Annotated in this window: 22 protein-coding genes; 19 read left to right on the plus strand and 3 right to left on the minus strand. The window is 65.1% G+C overall.

Annotation, left to right across the window (positions count from 1 at the left end; translation table 11 throughout):
* The first annotated feature begins 93 nt into the window (after positions 1–93).
* The 11 genes from QF092_RS10915 to QF092_RS10965 all read left to right on the plus strand — a co-directional run bounded on the left by QF092_RS10915 (position 94) and on the right by QF092_RS10965 (position 10,611).
* On the plus strand, positions 94–975 hold the full coding sequence (locus QF092_RS10915) for a PhnD/SsuA/transferrin family substrate-binding protein (protein WP_281463932.1): 882 nt from the start codon (positions 94–96) through the stop codon (positions 973–975).
* A 22-nt stretch (positions 976–997) separates the two neighbouring features.
* Entirely contained in the window at positions 998–1,804 is an 807-nt protein-coding gene (locus QF092_RS10920) for a phosphonate ABC transporter ATP-binding protein (RefSeq protein WP_281463933.1), read from the plus strand.
* Entirely contained in the window at positions 1,801–2,598 is a 798-nt protein-coding gene (gene phnE, locus QF092_RS10925; protein ID WP_281463934.1) for a phosphonate ABC transporter, permease protein PhnE, read from the plus strand. Before QF092_RS10920 ends, phnE (QF092_RS10925) begins: the two co-directional genes overlap by 4 nt.
* Entirely contained in the window at positions 2,595–3,263 is a 669-nt protein-coding gene (locus QF092_RS10930) for a class I SAM-dependent methyltransferase (protein ID WP_281463935.1), read from the plus strand. The genes phnE (QF092_RS10925) and QF092_RS10930 overlap by 4 nt, the downstream gene beginning before the upstream one ends.
* Positions 3,260–4,501, plus strand: a complete 1,242-nt coding sequence (locus tag QF092_RS10935; RefSeq protein ID WP_281463936.1) for an alpha-D-ribose 1-methylphosphonate 5-triphosphate diphosphatase — start codon at positions 3,260–3,262, stop codon at positions 4,499–4,501. Before QF092_RS10930 ends, QF092_RS10935 begins: the two co-directional genes overlap by 4 nt.
* A gap of 26 nt (positions 4,502–4,527) precedes the next feature.
* Positions 4,528–5,430: a lysophospholipid acyltransferase family protein gene (locus QF092_RS10940; protein ID WP_281463937.1), complete on the plus strand. Its 903-nt coding sequence runs from the start codon at positions 4,528–4,530 to the stop codon at positions 5,428–5,430.
* A gap of 522 nt (positions 5,431–5,952) precedes the next feature.
* On the plus strand, positions 5,953–6,777 hold the full coding sequence (gene phnC, locus QF092_RS10945; protein ID WP_420026454.1) for a phosphonate ABC transporter ATP-binding protein: 825 nt from the start codon (positions 5,953–5,955) through the stop codon (positions 6,775–6,777).
* 46 nt (positions 6,778–6,823) lie between these two features.
* Positions 6,824–7,720, plus strand: coding sequence for a phosphonate ABC transporter substrate-binding protein (gene phnD, locus QF092_RS10950; protein ID WP_281463938.1), 897 nt, complete (start codon positions 6,824–6,826; stop codon positions 7,718–7,720).
* Positions 7,721–7,780: 60 nt separating this feature from the next.
* Positions 7,781–8,659: a phosphonate ABC transporter, permease protein PhnE gene (gene phnE, locus QF092_RS10955; RefSeq protein WP_420026455.1), complete on the plus strand. Its 879-nt coding sequence runs from the start codon at positions 7,781–7,783 to the stop codon at positions 8,657–8,659.
* Between the two features lie 3 nt (positions 8,660–8,662).
* A complete protein-coding gene (gene phnE, locus QF092_RS10960) occupies positions 8,663–9,988 on the plus strand; it encodes a phosphonate ABC transporter, permease protein PhnE (protein WP_281463939.1) in 1,326 nt (441 codons plus the stop codon).
* Between the two features lie 5 nt (positions 9,989–9,993).
* Positions 9,994–10,611 (plus strand): LbetaH domain-containing protein, encoded by a 618-nt coding sequence (locus tag QF092_RS10965; RefSeq protein ID WP_281463940.1) that lies wholly within the window; start codon positions 9,994–9,996, stop codon positions 10,609–10,611.
* A gap of 1 nt (position 10,612) precedes the next feature.
* Here QF092_RS10965 and QF092_RS10970 read toward each other — a convergent pair whose 3' ends face one another.
* Positions 10,613–11,797 (minus strand): alpha-D-ribose 1-methylphosphonate 5-triphosphate diphosphatase, encoded by a 1,185-nt coding sequence (locus tag QF092_RS10970; protein WP_281463941.1) that lies wholly within the window; start codon positions 11,795–11,797, stop codon positions 10,613–10,615.
* Positions 11,798–11,861: 64 nt separating this feature from the next.
* Positions 11,862–12,572: a phosphonate metabolism transcriptional regulator PhnF gene (phnF, locus tag QF092_RS10975; RefSeq protein WP_281463942.1), complete on the minus strand. Its 711-nt coding sequence runs from the start codon at positions 12,570–12,572 to the stop codon at positions 11,862–11,864.
* 130 nt (positions 12,573–12,702) lie between these two features.
* Here phnF and phnG point away from each other — a divergent pair, with 130 nt between their 5' ends.
* The 8 genes from phnG to phnN are packed head-to-tail and all read left to right on the plus strand — an operon-like array spanning position 12,703 to position 18,253.
* On the plus strand, positions 12,703–13,131 hold the full coding sequence (gene phnG / locus QF092_RS10980) for a phosphonate C-P lyase system protein PhnG (protein WP_281463943.1): 429 nt from the start codon (positions 12,703–12,705) through the stop codon (positions 13,129–13,131).
* Positions 13,128–13,700: a phosphonate C-P lyase system protein PhnH gene (gene phnH, locus QF092_RS10985; RefSeq protein ID WP_337250639.1), complete on the plus strand. Its 573-nt coding sequence runs from the start codon at positions 13,128–13,130 to the stop codon at positions 13,698–13,700. The genes phnG and phnH overlap by 4 nt, the downstream gene beginning before the upstream one ends.
* Positions 13,700–14,782: a carbon-phosphorus lyase complex subunit gene (locus QF092_RS10990; protein ID WP_281463944.1), complete on the plus strand. Its 1,083-nt coding sequence runs from the start codon at positions 13,700–13,702 to the stop codon at positions 14,780–14,782. The genes phnH and QF092_RS10990 overlap by 1 nt, the downstream gene beginning before the upstream one ends.
* Positions 14,779–15,333 (plus strand): DUF559 domain-containing protein, encoded by a 555-nt coding sequence (locus QF092_RS10995; RefSeq protein ID WP_281463945.1) that lies wholly within the window; start codon positions 14,779–14,781, stop codon positions 15,331–15,333. The genes QF092_RS10990 and QF092_RS10995 overlap by 4 nt, the downstream gene beginning before the upstream one ends.
* Positions 15,330–16,211 (plus strand): alpha-D-ribose 1-methylphosphonate 5-phosphate C-P-lyase PhnJ, encoded by an 882-nt coding sequence (locus QF092_RS11000; protein ID WP_281463946.1) that lies wholly within the window; start codon positions 15,330–15,332, stop codon positions 16,209–16,211. Before QF092_RS10995 ends, QF092_RS11000 begins: the two co-directional genes overlap by 4 nt.
* A 23-nt stretch (positions 16,212–16,234) precedes the next feature.
* Complete coding sequence (gene phnK / locus QF092_RS11005) at positions 16,235–17,002, plus strand: phosphonate C-P lyase system protein PhnK (RefSeq protein ID WP_281469935.1); 768 nt, start codon at positions 16,235–16,237, stop codon at positions 17,000–17,002.
* Between the two features lie 16 nt (positions 17,003–17,018).
* Positions 17,019–17,711 (plus strand): phosphonate C-P lyase system protein PhnL, encoded by a 693-nt coding sequence (phnL, locus tag QF092_RS11010; RefSeq protein WP_281469937.1) that lies wholly within the window; start codon positions 17,019–17,021, stop codon positions 17,709–17,711.
* Entirely contained in the window at positions 17,708–18,253 is a 546-nt protein-coding gene (gene phnN / locus QF092_RS11015) for a phosphonate metabolism protein/1,5-bisphosphokinase (PRPP-forming) PhnN (protein WP_281463947.1), read from the plus strand. The genes phnL and phnN overlap by 4 nt, the downstream gene beginning before the upstream one ends.
* Here the strand turns inward: phnN and QF092_RS11020 are convergent.
* Complete coding sequence (locus tag QF092_RS11020; protein WP_337250640.1) at positions 18,235–18,915, minus strand: DUF1045 domain-containing protein; 681 nt, start codon at positions 18,913–18,915, stop codon at positions 18,235–18,237. The genes phnN and QF092_RS11020 overlap by 19 nt on opposite strands.
* Between the last annotated feature and the right edge of the window lie 66 nt (positions 18,916–18,981).

The raw sequence follows: 18,981 nt of genomic DNA on the forward strand, positions 1-18,981 counted from the left end.
GAACCGTCGCGCCTGCGTCACCCGGCCTTTGCCGGGGCGTCACACCGCCCTGTTATGCGGAACCCCGTCATCCACCATGAACGGGATACCGCCATGACGTCCTTCCTCGCCAAGACCCTGATCGCGCCGGGCCTGATCGCCGCAAGCATTCTTGCCGCCACCCCGACCGTCGCCGCCGAAACCATCCGCTTCGCCTTCACCGATATCGACGGGATGGAAGCGGTCCAGCGCGAAATGGGCCCCTTCAAAGAGGCGTTCGAAGCAGCCTCCGGCCTCACGGTCGAGTTCTTCCCCGTCTCCGGCCGCACTGTCGCGGTCGAGGCGATGGCTGCGGGTCAGGTCGACTTCGTCCTCACCGGCCCCGCCGAATATGTGGTCTTCAACGCCCGCCTCGACGCCCAGCCCGTCGTGACCTGGGTCCGCCCGGATTACTGGTCCTCCGTCGTCGTCCTCGATGGCTCGGCCATCCAGACGCCCGATGATCTGAAGGGCGCCAAGATATCCTTCGGCGAGATCGGCTCCACGTCCCAGCATCTTGGCCCCGTCACCCTGCTCTCTGATGCGGGCCTGACCTATGCCACCGACTATGAACCCGTCTTCCTGAACCGCAATGTCGCGGTCGAGGCGATGATCAAAGGCGAAATCGCCGCCATCGGCATGAACCGCACCCATATCGACTCGGTCACGTCCAAGTTCCCGGATCAGAAGTTCCGCATCCTCGTGAAGGGCGAACAGCTTCCCGATGATGTGCTGCTCGCCTCGCCCGATGTCGCGCCTGAAGTCGTGGAAACCGTCCGCAAGACCTTTGCCGAAAAGGGTGCCGACATGCTCGCCGCCGTCACCGCGACGGAAGAGAACGCCAAATACATCGGCGGCTCCTTCAACGCGACGGTCACGGATGCCGATTACGATGTGGTCCGCCTGATGTATCAGAACGTCGGCGTCACCGAATTCGCCGAATTCGTCGGCCAGTGATCGGCACAGGACACACGGGCCGATGAACGCACCCCTCCTTCCGGCCCGCACGGCCACCGGCTCCACAGAAGTGGGGCCGGTTCTTCGCGTCTCCGGCCTGACCAAGGCCTATGCCGATGGCCGCCCCATCCTTCAGGGCCTCGATTTCGCGCTGGCCCCCGGCCAATCCACCGCCCTGATCGGGGCCAATGGATCGGGCAAATCCACCCTTCTGAAATGCCTCATCCGCCTGACCGAACCCAGCCAAGGCCGGATCGAGATGCTGGGCCAGGACATCCGCGCCCTGTCCCCCGCCGCCTTGCGCCGCTTTCGCGCCCAAGTGGGCATCGTCTGGCAAAAGCACAACCTCGTGCCGCGCCTTTCGGCGCTGTCGAACGTGATCCACGGCGTGCAATCCCGCCTGTCCGGCCCCCGCGCATGGTTCCAATCCCTCGCCCCCGCCGATGTGCGCGCCGAGGCGATGGCCTGCCTCGCCCGCGTAGGCCTTGCCGACCGCGCCTCTGCCCGCGTCGACAGCCTCTCCGGTGGCCAGCAGCAACGCATCGCCATCGCGCGCATGCTGATGCAGCGCCCCGCCTTCATCCTTGCCGATGAACCTGATGCCAGCCTCGACCCCCAGACGGGGGAAGAGGTGATGTCCCTCCTCCTCAACCTCGTGCGCGCCGACGGCCTGTCGCTTCTGGTGATCTCGCACCGCCTTGAACACACCTTGGCCTTCTCCGACCGCATCCTTGGCCTGCAAGCGGGGCGCATCGCGCTCGATCTGCCCACGGCCCGGGCCGATGCCGAAGGCCTGCGCCGCTTCTTCGATCACGGGGATCACGCATGACCGCCCTTCCCGCCCCGCCCCGTTTCCAACACCGTAGCCTTGCCGAATATCTGGGCCTCCTTCTGGTGCTGGCGCTGGTGCTGTCCTCCCTCGCCGCCACCGCCCCCTCGGCGCAGGCCTTGGGCAATGGCATCGCCCGCCTTTTCGCACCCTCGGGCCTTCTGATGCAGATGTTCCCGCCCGATTTCACGCGCATCGTGCCGATCGGATGGAAACTGCTCGAAACGCTGCAAATGGCGGTCGCGGGCTGTGCGCTGGGCCTTCTCTTCGCCATCCCCTTCGCCATCCTCGCCACCGATCGCCTCTCGCCCCACCCCGTGGTGCGCTTCGTCGCGCGCTCCCTCATCGCGCTTTTCCGCACGGTGCCCGATCTCGTCTGGGCCATCGTCTTCATCATCATCGTGGGGCTGGGGCCTGCGGCAGGCGTCATGGCGATCATGATCGACAAGATCGGCTTCGCAGGCCGCTTCTTCGCCGAAGCGATGGAGGAAACCGACCCCGGCCCACAAGACGCGCTCCGCGCCATCGGCGCCTCGCGCATGGGGATCATCGTCTCTTCCGTCTTTCCCGCCTGCCTGCCCTCCTTCACCGCCACCTCGCTCTTCGCGCTGGAAAAGGCCGTGCGTGGATCGGCAGCACTCGGCCTTGTCGGCGCAGGCGGCATCGGGGTCGACCTCAAGGTGGCCTTCGACCTTTTCAACTACGACGAAGCCCTCGCGATCATCCTCCTCCTTTTGGCCCTCGTGATCGCAGTCGAACAGGGCTCCGGCTGGATTCGCAGGAAATTGATATGAACGACATGACCACCGACACCGCCCATCTCTACTGGAACCGCGAATGGCAAAAGGCCGACGGCACCTCGCCTTGGGCGCAGGCCGAACCTTGGGTCACCGAACACGCCGCCTCCCTGCCCCCCGGCTCCCGCATCCTCGACCTTGGTGCCGGAATCGGCCGCCATGCGCTGGCCTTTGCCCGCGCCGGCCACCACGTCACCGCGCTTGACGCGGCCGAGGCCGCCACCGCCGCCATCGCCGCCGCCGCCTTCGCCGAAGGCCTGACCATCGCCACCCATCACGGGCCGATGACCGACCTGCCCTTCCCAGACGCCACCTTCGACCACGTCCTCGCCTGGAATGTCATCTACCACGGCGACGAAACCATCGTCCGCCGCACCATGGCCGAAGTCGCCCGCGTCACCCGCCCCGGCGGCAGTTTCATGGCCACCATGCTGTCGGCCCGCCGCCTGCCCGTCGAACAAGCCAAGGCCAAGGGGCGCGAGATCAGCCGCAACACATGGGTCTTCGAAGGCCCCGGCGACAAGGTCCACCCCCATTACTTCTGCACCGCCCCCGAACTCCTGTCCCTCCTCTGGGGCTTCGAAGTGGTCACCCTCTTCGACCGGCCCCATGAAAAGCCCGGCTCGTGGCACTGGCACCTTCTTGCGGAACGCCTGAAATGACCGCCGAATATATCGAAGGCGCAAGCCTCCTTCTCGATGACCGCATCGTCACCGGCTCCGTCCGCATCGAAGATGGCCGGATCACCGGCATCGACGTCGCCCGCGATGGCGCGACGGTGATCAAGGCCCGCGGCCTCCTCCTCGCCCCTGCCTTTGTCGATATCCACGGCGATGCTTTCGAACGGCAGGTCATGCCCCGCCCCGGCGTCGCCGTCCCGATCCCTGCGGCGCTTCTGGAAACCGACCGCCAACTTGCGGCCAACGGCATCGCGACCGCCTACCACGCCCTCACCCTCTCATGGGAACCGGGCCTGCGCTCCGTCGATACAGGCTGGCGCATCGTCCGCGCACTCGAAGACCTGCGCTCCCGCCTCACCGCCGACAACCGCATCCAACTGCGCTGGGAAACCTTCTGCCCCGAGGCGGAACCCCTCATCGCCCATGTCCTGCAAGGCGCAGACCGCCCCGCGCTCGCCTTCAACGATCATACGACAAGCGCCCTCCTCCACCCTTCCATCCCCATCCACGACCGCCCCTTCGACCATGTCCCCGATTATCCGGTGACCGATCTCGCCAGCCCTGCCTTCGCCGCGAAACTCTCCGACCGCGCGAAACGCGCCCATATGTCACCCGCCGAATTCGTGGACCTCATCACTCGCATCTGGTCCCGCCGCCCGGCCGTCCCGGCCGATATCAACCGCATCGCCGCCATGGCCCGCCGCGCGGGCGTGCCCATGCTCTCGCATGACGACACGCAGGTCGAAACCCGCGACCATTACCGCGCCTTGGGTGCGCGCGTGGCCGAATTCCCGATGCATGACCGCGTCTTCCACGCCGCCCGCGCCGCAGGCGATGCCATCGTCCTTGGCGCCCCAAACGCCATGCGCGGCGGCAGCCACTTGGGCAGCCCCAGCGCGGCCGAGATGATCGCCCGTGGTCTCTGCGACATCCTCGCTTCCGATTACTACTATCCCGCCATGCTGGGCGCGATGGTCCGGCTGCATGCCGACAACATCGCCCCCCTCCCCGCCCTCTGGCAACTGGTCGCCGCCAATCCCGCCCTTGCCATGGGCCTGACCGACAGGGGCCGCATCGCGCCGGGCCTGCGCGCCGACCTTCTCCTGATCGACTGGCCCGAAGGCGGCCCCCCCGCCCCCTTGCGTACTTGGGTCGCGGGCCGCGCGGGCTATTCCGCCCTGCCAACCGCCCGCCAACCGCATCCCGAACCCGCCGTCTAGACCCCCGCTCAAGGAAAGGCCCGGCCATGTATACCGACTTCCTGCCCGAAGACGCCCCCGCCCCGCAGACCGTCGCCTTTACCTATTCCCATCCCGACCAGCCGCTTCTGCGCCGCACGCTGATCCGCGCCTTCGAACGCGCCACGGGCCGCGCCCGCCTGCAACGGCTCTATGCCGATTGGGCCGCGCATGGCAAACGCCCCGGTGAATCGGTGTTCGAGGCCGCGCTCCGCCTCCTCGACATCCGCCCCCGCATCGCAGGGGCCGAAAACCTTGACGCCCTCCCGCGCGAAGGCGGGCTGCTCCTCATCGCCAACCATCCCTTCGGCATCGTTGACGGCCTCGCCTTGGGCCGTCTGGGGATGGAGTTGCGCGGCAATGTCCATATCCTGACCAACAGCCTCCTCTGCCGCGTGCCCGAGGTGGACCCCCACCTTCTTCCCGTCGATTTCGCAGGCACGCCCGAAGCCCGCCGCCTCACCAGCGAAACCCGCCGCCGCGCCACGGCGCTTCTCGCGGCGGGCAAGGTCGTGGCGATTTTCCCCGCAGGCGGCATCGCCACGGCGAACCGCCCCGTAAAGGGACATGCCGTCGACAGCTCATGGCACCCCTTCGTCGGCCGCCTCGCCACCCAACCCGGCGTCACCACCCTGCCCTTGCATTTCCCCGGGCAGAATTCGCGCCTCTTCCAGATCGCCAGCCATTCCAGCTATGCGCTGCGCGTCGCGCTGATCTTCTTTGAAACCCGCCGCCGGATGGGCCGCCCCGTCGATGTTCGTGTGGGCAACCCCATCACAGCCGAGGAACTCGCCCCCCTCGACCGCAGCGCCATCGCCGCCACGCTGCGTCAGCGCACCATGGCCCTCGCAGGCTCCGCGCTCCCCGACCCGGATGAGGTCTTCCACTGGCCCGCCCATATCCGCTGGTAGGCCGCCCCCGGCGCCACCCGATCCCGCGCGCAATAGGGCCGCAGCATCAGACCGATCCTGCGGTCCAAGGGCTTTCACCCTGCCCCCCATTCACCTTGGTCCAAATACTCACCTCCCTCGCGCCACGGTCCAGATCGGTCGCAAAGCCGTAGGATGGGCCATCCGGCCCATCCCCCGACAGTCTCGACCACAGCCATCCCGCTTCCGCTGCGCGTTCCCGCCCCAAGTAGACCCAAGGTCACCGCGCACCACATCCGCGCCACCATCCCGAACAGCCCTGCCCCCCGATTCGACCCTTAACGCGCGTTAACCTTAACGATCCGGAACCCCGGCGCGCGTGGCCACAGAATGCTGCACAGAACCCGGCACAAAACAGGGCACAAAGGATTTCGCCCCCCGCGCCCCGTAAACCCAGCGCCCGCATGGCTTTTCCGCTCTGTTGGAAAACTTTCATGAAACTGCAGCCATTCCGTCACCTCACCCCGCTATCCCCGCCCCAACCAGCGACAAGGGGACTGACAGATGCTGCTCGAAGCCCGCCAGGTGACCCGCCTCTTCGGCCAGAAGGCCGCCGTCGACCATGTCAGTTTCCGCGTCGAGAAACCCGCCTTCATCGGCATCATCGGGCGGTCCGGCGCGGGGAAATCCACCTTCCTCCGGATGATGAACCGCCTGACCGACGCCACCTCCGGAGAGCTTCTTTTCGAAGGCCGCAACATCCTGTCCTTGCAGGGAAAATCCATGCGCGACTGGCAGGGCCAATGCGCGATGATCTTCCAACAGTTCAACCTCGTCCCGCGCGCCGATGTCGTTTCGAACGTCCTGCATGGCACGCTGGCACGGCGGGGCACGCTTTCCACCATGTTCGGCTTCTGGCCCGATGACGACACGCTGAAAGCGCTCGCCATCCTCGACCGCCTCGGCATCGCCGAACAGGCCGCCAAACGGGCCGAGGCCCTGTCCGGCGGTCAGCAGCAGCGCGTCGCCATCGCCCGCGCCCTGATGCAGGATCCGAAAATTATCCTTGCAGATGAACCCATTGCCAGCCTCGACCCGATGAATGCCCAGCTGGTGATGGACACCCTCCGCCGCATCCACGACGAAGACCGTCGTCTCATCATCGCCAACCTCCACACCCTCGACACCGCCCGCCGCTACTGCGACCGGGTGATCGGCATGCGTGACGGCCGCGTGGTTTTCGACGGCACCCCCGACCAACTCACCACCGGCGTCGCGCGCGACATCTACGGCGCGGATGCAAGCTTCAACGAATCCGCCACCTCGACCTCGATCGACGGGCTCGGGCGCAAGGGCGACGACGCCTATGCCCTTGCAATGCTGAACTGATTTCCAACCGCCCCGGGTTTCGGGGCTTCCTCAACGGAGTGTTCCGATGAAGCACCTGCTTGCCATCCTTGCAGCCACCACCACCCTCGCCGGCGCCGCCCAGGCGCAGGACATCACCGAATTCAACATCGGCATTCTTGGCGGCGAAAACGCCCAGGACCGCCTGACCAATCAGGAATGCTTCCGCGCCAAAATCGAAGAGACGCTAGGCGTCCCGGTCAAGCTCTTCGCTCCCGCCGATTACGACGGCGTGATCCAGGGCCTGCTCGGCGGCACGATCGACTACGCCTGGCTCGGCGCCTCGGCCTTTGCCAAGATCCACCTGACCGACCCGAATGCCGTGGAACTGAAGCTGACCAAGCAGAACATCGACGGCTCCACTGGCTACTACTCCATCGGTTTCGCCCGTGCCGACTCGGGCATCACCTCGATCGAAGACGCCAAGGGCAAGGTCTTTGCCTTCGCCGACCCGAACTCCACCTCCGGCTATCTGGTGCCCGGCGCGGAACTGATCGCAACCTATGGCCCGTTGGAGCAGTATTTCTCCGAAGTGAAGATGTCGGGCGGCCACGAACAATCCATCGTTGGCGTCCATAACGGCGACTTCGATGCCGCCGTGTCCTGGGCTGATGGTCTGGGCAACTGGGAAGACGGCTACAATTCCGGCGCCTTCCGCCGCGCCGCCGATGCGGGCCTTGTCGATATGAACAACCTTGTCGAAATCTGGCGCTCGAAGCTGATCCCCGAAGGCCCGATGGTCATCCGCTCCGCTCTGCCGCAAGAGGTGAAGGACAAGGTCACCACCCTGACCGCCGACCTGTGGGAAACCGATCCGGAATGCGCCTACAACGTCGCCGCGGGCGATGCCAAGGACTTCGTCCCGGTCGATCTGTCCGCCTATGAAGGCGTGCTGGCCGCGCGCAAGCTTCAGGAAGGCATGTAATCCTTCCCACCGCAAAACCGGGCTGCCCATCGGGCGGCCCGGTCCTTTTTTGGGGGTCTCATGGTCGATATCGCATTCGGGCCGGAACCGGGGAAACGCCCCGATCTTTCCGTATCTTCAACCAGTTACCTAGAAATGGTCCGCCGCAAACGCATGTATGGCGGTATCCTTCTGGTATTCTTCATCGCTCTCATGGCCTCAGGCTGGATGCTGGCCGAGGAACGCAATGCGGGCGATTTCTGGTCCGGCCTGCCGCAGGTGATCGACTTCCCCGCCGAGGTCCTTTCCGAGGCCTGGGCGAACCGCTCCAATATCGCGGGCTACGCATGGGAACATTTCCCGTCGCTGATCGAGACGATCAACATCGCCGCCGTTGCCACGCTTATGGGTGCGCTCGCGGCCATGTTCCTGTCGCTTCTGGCCACGCGCGGCCTTGCCCGTTGGCCTCGACTGATCCCGGTTTTCCGCCGCATGATGGATGGCCTGCGCGCCATCCCCGAAATCGTCATCGCGCTTGTCCTGATCTACATCCTCGGCGGCGGCCCCGTCCCCGCCGTCATCGCCATCGCCCTGCATACGGGCGGCGCATTGGGCAAGCTCTTCTCTGAAGTCGCTGAAAACGCGGACACAAAACCCATCGAGGGCCTTGCCTCCGTCGGCGCGACATGGTCGCAGCGCATGTGGCTGGGCGTCATCCCGCAGGTCGCGCCGAACTGGCTCTCCTATGCCCTTTTGCGCTTTGAAATCAACATCCGCGCCAGCGCCATCCTTGGCTTCGTGGGCGAAGGCGGCATCGGCAGCGACCTGAAAATCGCGATGCAATGGGGGCAGGGCCGCTATGACGAGGTGGTGGCAATCTTCCTGCTGCTGTTCATCACCATCGTCGTGATCGACCAGATCTCCGACCACTTCCGCCACAAGCTGGTAAAGGGGCACTGACCCATGACGATGACCATGACCGATCCGACGCTTGCCCCGTCCATCCTGCGGAACATGCGCCGCAAGCGGCGTATCGCGCTGGCCATCCCTGCCGCGATCATCGCCTATCTGATCTATGCGGCCATCAGCTTCGATATCGCCAGCCTCGCGCAGCGCGCGCGTTTTGATAATGCGGCGATCCTTCTGTCGGACTTCTGGTCGCACAAGACCCATGTCACGCGCGACAACCGTTCAGGCGATGTCACCATCGCCATCGAAGGCGAAGGCAAAGGCACCTATCCCCAAGGCATGATGCCTGATTGGGTGACCATGGCCGATGGCGTCACCACCATCGACCTCGGCAATGGCCATGTCGTCACCTATGACGATGCGGGCGCGCGCTATGTCGTGCCGGGCTATGGCACGATCGACATCCGTTCCGAAGGGGGGCGTCCGGTGATGACCGCGCCGGAACCCATCCCCGATTGGATCAGCGTGGCGCAGAACCGCATCGGCGTCACCACCGATGCCGGACGCTTCAGCTTTTCCCGGTCCAAGGTGGAGACCTTCAAATATGAACCGGGATGGGAGCTATTCTTCTTCACCCTCGACAGCCCCTTCTACGGCAAATCCTTTGTCGAACTCGTCTCGCTTGCCACGGTGGGTGAGCGGGTCGACGAGAACCGCACGAATATCGGCTACATGATCGGCGAATTCTGGACCAACCGCATGTGGCGGCATGGCGATGTGGCCTGGGCGATCTTCGAGACGATGCTGATGGCCTTTCTCGGCACCTTTGCCGCCGCAATCGTGGCCCTGCCCCTGTCTTTCATCGCGGCCCGCAACTTCATGCCACTGGGCATTTTTCGCGGCACCATCCGGCGCGTCTTCGATTTCGTCCGCGGTGTCGATGGTCTGATCTGGACGATCATCCTCTCGCGCGCCTTTGGGCCGGGGCCGATGACCGGGGCCATCGCCATCGCCATCACCGATGCGGGCAGCTTCGGTAAGACCTTCTCCGAGGCATTGGAAAATATCGATGAAAAACAGGTCGAAGGCATCCGCTCCACCGGCGCGAACGCAACGCAGCGCGCGCGCTTTGGCGTCATCCCGCAACTGATGCCCGTGATTCTTGCGCAGGTTCTCTATTACCTCGAATCCAACACCCGCAGCGCCACCATCATCGGGGCCATCGTTGGTGGCGGCATCGGTCTGCTGCTGACGCAGGCCATCATCACCCAGAAAGATTGGGAAGAGGTCGCCTATTACATGGTCCTCATCGTCCTGATGGTCATGGCGATGGACAGCTTCTCAGGCTGGCTGCGGCGCAAGCTCATCAAGGGCGAATGACCGCGATGCCGAAACTATCCCCCGATACGCCATTCCTGCATCCCGATGTGCAGGCCGTGAACTGCACCTTCGGCGCCTATGTTGAAATCGGACAAGGGTCGCGCCTGCAAAACACGACCTTCGAGGATTACGCCTATTGCGACCGGTTGGCCGACATCGCCAACACCACCGTCGGCCGCTTTTCCAACATCGCCGCGCTGACGCGCATCGGGCCGACGGATCACCCCTTCACCCATGCCGCGCAGCATCATTTCCTCTACCGTTCCAGCTATTACTGGGACGATGTCGAAGATGACCCCACCTTCTTCGCCGCTCGCGCCGCACGGCGCACCACTTTGGGCGCGGATTGCTGGATCGGCCACGGTGCCATTATCAAACCCGAGGTGGCGGTTGGCATCGGGGCCATCATCGCCTCTGGCGCTGTCGTCACCCGTGACGTGGCCCCCTTCGCCATCGTGGCAGGCGTCCCGGCCGCCCCGATCCGCAGCCGCTTTACCCCGCAGATCATCGACCGCCTGCTTGCGCTGGCATGGTGGGATTGGGATCACGCCCGCCTGCGTGGAGCCTTGGCAGATTTCCGAAGCCTGAGGGCCGAAGAGTTTCTGGAACGCTACGGCGGCTGATCTATTCCGCCGCCATCCGCGTCACCTGCGCCGCGCTGGCAAACCGCGCCGCCGCATCGCCCGACAGATGCGCAACGCGCCCACCCGCCAGCACCATCTCGATGGCCCGCGTATCCTTGTTCACGGCCACCAGATCGGCCCGCAACCCAGCCACCACCTCGCCCCGATCGGCAAGGCCAAGGATGCGCGCAGGCCCGCTTGATACCAGCCGCCACGCGGAAGCCAAAGGCAGGATGCCCTGATCGACAAGGGCCCAAACCGCCAATGGCAGCGCCGGAATATGGTAATCCGATACCAGCGCATCGCACAGCCCTTCGCGGATCAGGTCCACCGCTGCGATATTGCCCGCCTGCGATCCGCCGCGCACCACATTCGGCGCGCCCATCACCACAGGGTCACCCGCCGCCCGCGCCGCCGCCGCCGCCCTGCGCGCGGTGGGGAACTCTGCCACCTTCGCCCCGATCATGCGGTAAACCTCGCGCGTTTCGGCATCGGGATCATCATGGCTACCATAGGTCACGCCAAGCCGATCAAAGGCCGCAGCCAGCATGCACAAGGCGCGCGGCACATCCCGCGCCCGCGCCCGCGCCGCCTCCATCCGGGTCAGAAGCTGCACTTCCGTCAGCCCAGCCTTGCGTGCCCAATGGGCAAAACCATCGGGATTGGACCGATGCATCTGGAACCCTTCCTCCAGATGATCATTGAAGATCACATAGCCCACACGAAACCGTTCCACCGCCGCAATCAGGCGCGATGCCTGTTCCACCAGATGCGTCTCGGCCCGGATTTGCACCCGCAGATCAACCACCGCCGTCTCGCGGTGGTGCAGCACCGCCTCCATCAGGGCCTCAGCATGGTCCGGTCCACGAAAGCCGCCTTCCCAGCTCCAGCTTTGGGCAAGGAAGGCCGTCGTTACGCCATTCGCAGCCGCCTCCCGCTCGGTCGCGGCCAAGGCGACGGTCAGGGGAAAGGATGCCGTCGGGCGCGGAAAGACCTGCCGTTCAAACCCGTCGCCATGAAGGTCCACGATTCCCGGCAAAAGCCAGTAGCCGCGCAGGTCCACCTCAGGCAGGCCCGCCCCGTCGACGACCTGACCCAAGGCCACGCCCACCGGACGGTCCGCAAATCCGCGATCCGTCAGGACATCGGCACCGGTCAAGGAAAGCGCAGGCAGGAAGGACGGCATGGGGAACACCTTCGGGTTGCAATTGGCTGTGGATAACCTCGGCCTGCAACGGCGGTGTGACAGGTCACCGTCCTTCTACGGTCAATGTCACACGATCCCCGGCAAACCATGTGATGCCGTATTCCACAGGCCGCCCCGTGCCATCGACATTCACCGCCACGCTGCGCAGCACCGGCGCCCCTTCGCGGATCTGCAGGGCAAGTGCCTGCACAGGCTTGGCCGCCTTGGCCGTGATGCGCGTGCTGTCGCGCGTGTAATCCGCTACGCCACAGGCCGCCAGCGCCGCCGTGATCGACCCCGTCTCTTCGATGACACGGGGCAGATCGGGCAGGGGTGCTGCTGGAAACACCGACCGGAACAAGGCAATGGGCTGGCCATCGGCCATCGACACACCCTCGATCACATGCACCGCGTCGCCGGGGGCAATCTGCAGGGGCGCGGCCTCTTCGGCATCCGAGCGGCGTGTTTCGATCCGTGTCAGTTTGCGCGATGGCGTCATCCCCGCCGCCGTCACCGCCTGATGGAACCGCACCCGCCGCCCCAGCGGATAATCCGCTGCCCGCCCGGTGACAAAGACCCCTGCCCCACGCCGCGCATGCACCAAACCGCGCGCCGCCATATCGGCCAGAGCATGGCGCACCGTATGCCGATTTACCCCGAACCGCGCCGAAAGCTCTGCCTCCGTCGGCAGCCGCCCGCCGGGCGGAAAGTGGCCCCGCCCGATCTCTGCCTCCAAGGCCACCGCGATCTCGCGCCAAAGCGCCGAACGGGCCATCCACCCCTCCTGTTACACAAGTTTCACCAAAGCGTCGTGGTGCCGACTCTTTGGTTGATGTATGTAATTTGTATAGTTGTATAGGATCATGGACAAGTCCCGCCAGATGTCTAGCCCAGCCCCTTCTTACATGGCCCGCCCCGAATGGCTTGGCCTGCTCGCCCGGTCCAGACCCGCACATCTGGCCGCGCTGATGCCCGACCCCCTGCCCGACCACCATCTTTTGCGCGCCCCCGAAATCGGTGCCGTGATGCTGCGTGGCCGGGCAGGGGCAACCGGTTCCCCCTTCAATCTGGGCGAGATGACGGTGACGCGCTGCTCAATCCGCCTGCGCTGCGGGACGGTGGGGCATGGTTATGTGCAGAGCCGCGATAGGGCGCATGCCCTGCGCGCCGCCGCGCTTGATGCGCTGCTGCAAACGGATGCGGGGAAGGATCTGCAAAACACCATCCTCGCCCCTCTGACTCAGGCAGAGGCAGAGGCTCGGCAGACCCGTGCCGCCAAGGCCGCCGCCACCAAGGTGGAATTCTTCACTCTCGTTCGCGGAGAAGATGCATGATTGCCCCCGATACCCTGTCCGGTGGCCTTGCCGATCCGGCGACAGATGCCGCCCGCGCCTTCCGTGCCTGCCTCACGGCGCTGTCGCGCCCCGGCACCATCGTGCCGCTGACTGGTGCGCAACCGCCCGCGCCGCTTTCTGTCGCGGCGGGCACGCTTCTCCTAACGCTGCTTGACCGAACGACCTCTGTCTTCCTCGCCCCGTCGCATGACACGCCAACCTTGCGTGACTGGATCACCTTCCACTGCGGCGCGCCTTTCGCAGCGGCAGAGGAGGCGACCTTCGCCCTCGGCACCTGGGCCGCACTTGACCCCGTCACACGCTTCGCCATCGGCCAGCCGGACTATCCAGACCGCGCCTGCACCCTGATCGTAGAATGCGACGCGCTCAGCCATGATGGCCCGCGCCTCTCCGGCCCCGGTATAAAAGGCAGCGTGCGCCTCTCCCTGCCCGAAACCGCAGCCTTCCGGGCCAATCGTGCGCTCTTCCCCCTTGGATTTGACACTTTTCTCACCGCTGGCGACCTGATCGCCGGCTTGCCCCGATCCACCATCGTAGGGGATGCCTGATGTATGTCGCCGTCAAGGGTGGCGAACGCGCCATCGACAATGCCCATGCCTTCCTTGCCGAAGAACGCCGCGGCGACCCCGAGGTGGCCGAGATTGGCACCGACCAGATCCGCGAGCAGCTTCGCCTTGCCGTCAACCGCGTCATGGCCGAAGGCTCGCTCTATGACCCCGACCTCGCCGCGCTGGCGATCAAGCAGGCCCGCGGTGATCTGATCGAGGCGGTCTTCCTGATCCGCGCCTATCGCACCACCCTGCCCCGCCTTGGCTATGCGAAACCAGTGGACACCGCGCAGATGGCCGTCACCCGGCGCATCAGCGCCACCTTCAAAGACGCGCCGGGGGGCCAGATCCTTGGCCCCACCTTCGACTATACCCACCGCCTGCTCGACTTCACCCTGATGGCGAATGGCGAGGCTCCAACTGCCCCGCTGGTCCCGGCAAAGCCCGGCGCCGTTCCTCACATCACGACCTTCCTGGGTCAGGATGGGCTGATCGAGGCGGCCCGTCCCGACGACACAGCGCCGTCCGACCTGACACGCGAACCGATGGAACTGCCCGCCTCGCGCGCAACGCGCCTTCAGGCGATCACGCGAGGAGATGAGGGGTTCATCCTGTCACTCGCCTATTCTACGCAGCGCGGCTATGGCCGCACCCATGCCTTCGTGGGCGAATTGCGGATCGGTATGGTCGCGGTCGAGATGGATATACCCGAACTCGGTTTCGCCATCTGCATCGGCGAGGTGGAGGTGACGGAATGCGAAACCGTCAACCAGTTCAAGGGATCGAAGACCGAACCCCCGCAATTCACCCGCGGCTATGGCCTGACCTTCGGCCAGAACGAACGCAAATCCATCGCGATGAGTCTTGTTGATCGCGCCCTGCGCTGGAAGGAGTTGGGCGAAGACTTCACCGGTGCTCCCGCTCAGGATGAGGAATTCGTTCTGATGCATGCCGATAACGTGCAGGCGACGGGCTTTTTGGAACATATCAAGCTGCCGCATTACGTGGATTTCCAGAGCGAGTTGGAACTTATCCGCAAGCTGCGTGCCGAGGTCTTGGCGCAGCGGGAGGCGGCGGAATGACGGGGTCGGATGACCGTCTTGCGCTGACACGGCTTTTCCTCAAGCCAGGGTCCACCTCGTCACGACGTTCGTTTCCGGCGGAGCGGCAACAGCCGGATCTCAATCGCGGGACGCTTCACGTTTTCTTAGGAAGCCCACCGCTAAGCTCTTTTTCTGTTTTCCCTCCCCTAGGATGGGGGAGGGTTAGGGAGGGGGTTTTCAGAATACCGGCCTATCGCTCGAACTCTCAGCGCCTTCATGCCCGCGCGCAGCGCGCCGACCTCACGGCACCCGAGCGCGCGCTTTGGGCCGCCTTGCGCAACCACCGTTTCCATGGCCTGTCCATCCGCCGCAAGGCCCCAATCGGGCCTTGGATCGCCGATTTCGTCATCCCCGCCCATCGCATCGCCATCTGCATCCAGCCCGAAACAGCCGGAATAGGGCAGGACCACCCGCCACCCGGCGCCCTTAAACGTCTCGGCTACACCATCCTGCGACCCGCTGCCTCCGACCTCACCGGCGCAGCCTTGCCCCTCTTCCTCCGCCACCTCTCCCAAAGGGTCACCGAATGACCGACCGCGCCTATAACTTCGCCTATCTCGACGAACAGACCAAACGCATGATCCGCCGCGCCATCCTGAAAGGTGTCGCCGTGCCCGGCTATCAGGTCCCCTTTGCCAGCCGCGAGATGCCCATGCCCTATGGCTGGGGCACCGGTGGCGTTCAGGTCACCGCCGCCTGCCTGACGCCCGAAGACTGCCTAAAGGTCATCGACCAAGGCGCCGATGACACGACCAATGCCGTCTCCATCCGCAAATTCTTCCAGCGCACCGCAGGCATCGCCACGACCGAGTCCACGGTCGAGGCGACCGTCATCCAGACCCGTCACCGCATTCCCGAACACCCGCTCACCGAGGACCAGATCCTCGTCTATCAGGTGCCGATCCCCGAACCCCTCCGTTTCCTTGAACCGCGTGAGACGGAGACGCGCAAAATGCACGAGCTTGAAGAATACGGCCTCATGCATGTCAAACTCTACGAAGACATCGCCCGCCACGGCCATATCGCCACGGCCTATGCCTATCCGGTCAAGGTCGAGGGGCGCTATGTGATGGACCCGTCGCCCATCCCGAAATTCGACAACCCGAAACTTTCCGATAGCCCCGCCCTGCAACTTTTCGGCGCGGGACGGGAACAGCGCATCTATGCGTTGCCCCCCTATACCCATGTCGTCAGCCTCGATTTCGAAGACCACCCTTTCGAAGCCTCAAAAGCCCCGCATGACTGCGATCTTTGCGGTGCTTCAGACAGCTATCTTGACGAGGTCATCACAGATGACCGGGGCAGCCGCATGTATGTCTGCTCAGACACCGACCATTGCCGCAGCCGCCGCGCGGCGGGCCATGCGGGCCGACTTGGCTCCCCCCTTGCGACCGAGGCCGCCGAATGACCCTGATGCAACCCGTCAACACCATCAGCCCCCTCCTCACCGTCCGCAATCTGACCAAACGCTACGGCCCCCGCATCGGCTGCGCCGACATTTCCTTCACCCTCTGGCCGGGTGAGGTGCTGGGCATCGTCGGCGAAAGCGGATCGGGCAAGTCCACCCTCCTCTCCTGCCTTGCAGGCCATCTGCGCCCCGATCAGGGCGAGGTGATCTTCGCCACAGACCAAGGCCCCCGCGACGTCCTGCAAATGGCCGAGGCCGACCGCCGCCGCCTTGCGCGCAGCGACTGGGCCTTCGTCCACCAGAACCCCCGTGACGGTCTACGCATGGGCGTGACTGCCGGCGGCAATGTGGGTGAACGGCTGATGGCCGTGGGTGCCCGCAATTACGGCGACATCCGCGCCCGTGCGACCGATTGGCTGGGCCGGGTCGAAATTGCCGCCGAACGCATCGACGACCGCCCCACAGCCTTTTCGGGCGGAATGCAGCAGCGACTGCAAATTGCGCGCAATCTTGTCACCGGGCCGCGCCTCGTCTTCATGGATGAACCGACCGGGGGCTTGGATGTCAGCGTGCAGGCAAGGCTGCTTGACCTGCTGCGCGGTCTGGTGCGCGAAATGGGGCTTTCCGCCATCATCGTGACCCATGACCTTGCCGTGGTGCGCCTTCTGGCGGACCGGTTGATGGTCATGAAATCGGGGCGCGTGGTGGAACAGGGCCTGACCGATCAGGTGCTTGACGACCCGCAACACGCCTATACCCAGCTTCTCGTTTCCTCTGTTCTGCAGGTCTGATCCCATGACCCACCCCATGATCCGTGTCTCGCAACTGTCCAAGAACTTCACCCTTCACAATCAGGGCGGTGCGGTCCTGCCCGTCATGCGCGGGGCCGACCTTACCGTGAACCCCGGTGAATGCGTCGGCCTCATCGGCGCATCAGGGGCAGGCAAATCCACACTGATGCGGATGATCTGGGGCAATTACCTTGCCGCATCGGGCAGCATCCTGGTGGGCGATCTGGACGTGGTTCAGGCCGAACCGCGCCAGATCATTGCGCTGCGCCGCGCCACATTGGGCTATGTCAGCCAGTTCCTTCGCGTCGTCCCGCGCGTGCCCACGCTGGATGTGGTGGCCGAACCCCTGCTCGTCCTTGGGACCCCCTTGGCCGAGGCCCGCGCCCGCGCCGCAGACCTTCTGGCCCGCCTCAATATCCCCGAACGGCTCTGGTCCCTCTCACCCACCACCTTTTCGGGCGGTGAACAGCAGCGCGTCAACATCGCCCGCGGCTTCGCCCATCCCTACCCTGCCCTCCTCCTTGACGAACCCACCGCCAGCCTTGATGCCGCCAACCGCGCCGTCGTTCTTTCGCTGATCCAAGAGGCAAAGGCCCGTGGTGCCGCCATTCTTGGTATCTTCCACGACGAAGGCGCACGGGCGCAGGTCTGCGACCGCTTCGTTGATGTGGGCAGCTTCACGCCCAAGGCCAACGGGGCCGCCGCATGACCAAAGGTCGCCTCTTCGCCGTCGTCGGCCCCTCGGGCGCGGGCAAGGACACGCTGATTGCCGCCGCCCGTGCTGCACGGCCCGATCTCGTGATCGTTCGCCGTGTTATCACACGCCCCTCCGAATTGGGCGGCGAAGATTTCGATGGCGTGACCGAGGCTGACTTCGCCACCCGCAAGGCAAACGGCGATTTCGCGCTAGACTGGCGCGCGCATGGCCTGCGCTATGGCCTGCCTGCCGCCCAGATCAACCAGCGCAACACGGGCTGCGACGTCCTCTTCAACGGCTCCCGCGCCGCACTAGAGCCTGCGGCGCATCTCTTCCCCGATCTGATCGTGATCCGCGTCACGGCCCCCTCGTCGGTACTGATGGACCGCCTGCTCGCCCGTGGCCGCGAAAGCCGCGACGATATCGCCGCCCGTCTGCAAAGACCCAGCTTCGACCTGCCCGCCAATCTGCACGTGATCGACGTGCTGAACGATGGCCCCGTGGAACAGGGCGCGGCGCGCTTCCTTGCCGCGCTTCAACCGGTCAAGGCGTGACGCGACAGCAGATGGAACCGTCCCGCCGCATCTTCGCCGAACAGGCACAGCTCTGCGATCTCGAAGGGACGCGGCAGCACAGGCGCGAAATACGCGGCCAAGGCCGCCGCCACCGGACCCGCCACCTCAGCCGCCAGCCGATCGGTCAGCGTCAGGTGGAACCGGAACTCCTCCATCACGTAAGGATATCCCCAACGCGCCAGCAATTCCCGCTGCCGGGGCGAAAGCCGTTCAGGCCGGCGCCGCGCGATCTCGGCCTCGGTCAGAGGCGCGCGCAGATGATCCGTCCCCTCCACCACCGCCGCCCCCAGTTCCAGCAGCGCCGCCTCGCACCCTGCGGGCGTCAGGGCAAGGAAACCTTGCAGATTCTCCAGCACCAACCCATCGCAGGTAACGGGGGCCAGCCGTGCCGCCAGCGCCGCCACCGCCTCCTCTACCGCCCGTCGGTCCAGCCCATCCGCAGGCCGGAATGGCGCGCGGATCGTACCGTGAAAGCCGTATTTCCGGGGATCGGCGGTGATGTCGCCAAGACCATCTGGCAAACCTTCCGGCTTGGGGCCAGACACCATCTCGCCCCGCACCGCATCCCAGCCAAGCCAACCCGCCGCACGGCTGGCGAAATCGCCCTCAGGGGGCGCGTAATAGACGGCGTATCGCTTCATTTGATCCATGCCCGCCTGCCTAGCCCCGCTTTGTCACACAGGTGTGACGCAGCCATGTCACGGCAC

The sequence above is a fragment of the Fuscovulum ytuae genome (genome assembly GCF_029953595.1).
GTDB classification, from domain to species: domain Bacteria; phylum Pseudomonadota; class Alphaproteobacteria; order Rhodobacterales; family Rhodobacteraceae; genus Paragemmobacter; species Paragemmobacter ytuae.

Excerpts from the sequence above, each read along its gene's own strand:
- QF092_RS10915 (WP_281463932.1), top strand. The coding sequence starts at position 94 with ATGACGTCCTTCCTCGCCAAGACCCTGATCGCGCCGGGCCTGATCGCC.
- QF092_RS10920 (WP_281463933.1), top strand. The coding sequence starts at position 998 with ATGAACGCACCCCTCCTTCCGGCCCGCACGGCCACCGGCTCCACAGAA.
- phnE (WP_281463934.1), top strand. The coding sequence starts at position 1,801 with ATGACCGCCCTTCCCGCCCCGCCCCGTTTCCAACACCGTAGCCTTGCC.
- QF092_RS10930 (WP_281463935.1), top strand. The coding sequence starts at position 2,595 with ATGAACGACATGACCACCGACACCGCCCATCTCTACTGGAACCGCGAA.
- QF092_RS10935 (WP_281463936.1), top strand. The coding sequence starts at position 3,260 with ATGACCGCCGAATATATCGAAGGCGCAAGCCTCCTTCTCGATGACCGC.
- QF092_RS10940 (WP_281463937.1), top strand. The coding sequence starts at position 4,528 with ATGTATACCGACTTCCTGCCCGAAGACGCCCCCGCCCCGCAGACCGTC.
- phnC (WP_420026454.1), top strand. The coding sequence starts at position 5,953 with ATGCTGCTCGAAGCCCGCCAGGTGACCCGCCTCTTCGGCCAGAAGGCC.
- phnD (WP_281463938.1), top strand. The coding sequence starts at position 6,824 with ATGAAGCACCTGCTTGCCATCCTTGCAGCCACCACCACCCTCGCCGGC.
- phnE (WP_420026455.1), top strand. The coding sequence starts at position 7,781 with ATGGTCGATATCGCATTCGGGCCGGAACCGGGGAAACGCCCCGATCTT.
- phnE (WP_281463939.1), top strand. The coding sequence starts at position 8,663 with ATGACGATGACCATGACCGATCCGACGCTTGCCCCGTCCATCCTGCGG.
- QF092_RS10965 (WP_281463940.1), top strand. The coding sequence starts at position 9,994 with ATGCCGAAACTATCCCCCGATACGCCATTCCTGCATCCCGATGTGCAG.
- QF092_RS10970 (WP_281463941.1), bottom strand. The coding sequence starts at position 11,797 with ATGCCGTCCTTCCTGCCTGCGCTTTCCTTGACCGGTGCCGATGTCCTG.
- phnF (WP_281463942.1), bottom strand. The coding sequence starts at position 12,572 with ATGGCCCGTTCGGCGCTTTGGCGCGAGATCGCGGTGGCCTTGGAGGCA.
- phnG (WP_281463943.1), top strand. The coding sequence starts at position 12,703 with ATGGCCCGCCCCGAATGGCTTGGCCTGCTCGCCCGGTCCAGACCCGCA.
- phnH (WP_337250639.1), top strand. The coding sequence starts at position 13,128 with ATGATTGCCCCCGATACCCTGTCCGGTGGCCTTGCCGATCCGGCGACA.
- QF092_RS10990 (WP_281463944.1), top strand. The coding sequence starts at position 13,700 with ATGTATGTCGCCGTCAAGGGTGGCGAACGCGCCATCGACAATGCCCAT.
- QF092_RS10995 (WP_281463945.1), top strand. The coding sequence starts at position 14,779 with ATGACGGGGTCGGATGACCGTCTTGCGCTGACACGGCTTTTCCTCAAG.
- QF092_RS11000 (WP_281463946.1), top strand. The coding sequence starts at position 15,330 with ATGACCGACCGCGCCTATAACTTCGCCTATCTCGACGAACAGACCAAA.
- phnL (WP_281469937.1), top strand. The coding sequence starts at position 17,019 with ATGATCCGTGTCTCGCAACTGTCCAAGAACTTCACCCTTCACAATCAG.
- phnN (WP_281463947.1), top strand. The coding sequence starts at position 17,708 with ATGACCAAAGGTCGCCTCTTCGCCGTCGTCGGCCCCTCGGGCGCGGGC.
- QF092_RS11020 (WP_337250640.1), bottom strand. The coding sequence starts at position 18,915 with ATGAAGCGATACGCCGTCTATTACGCGCCCCCTGAGGGCGATTTCGCC.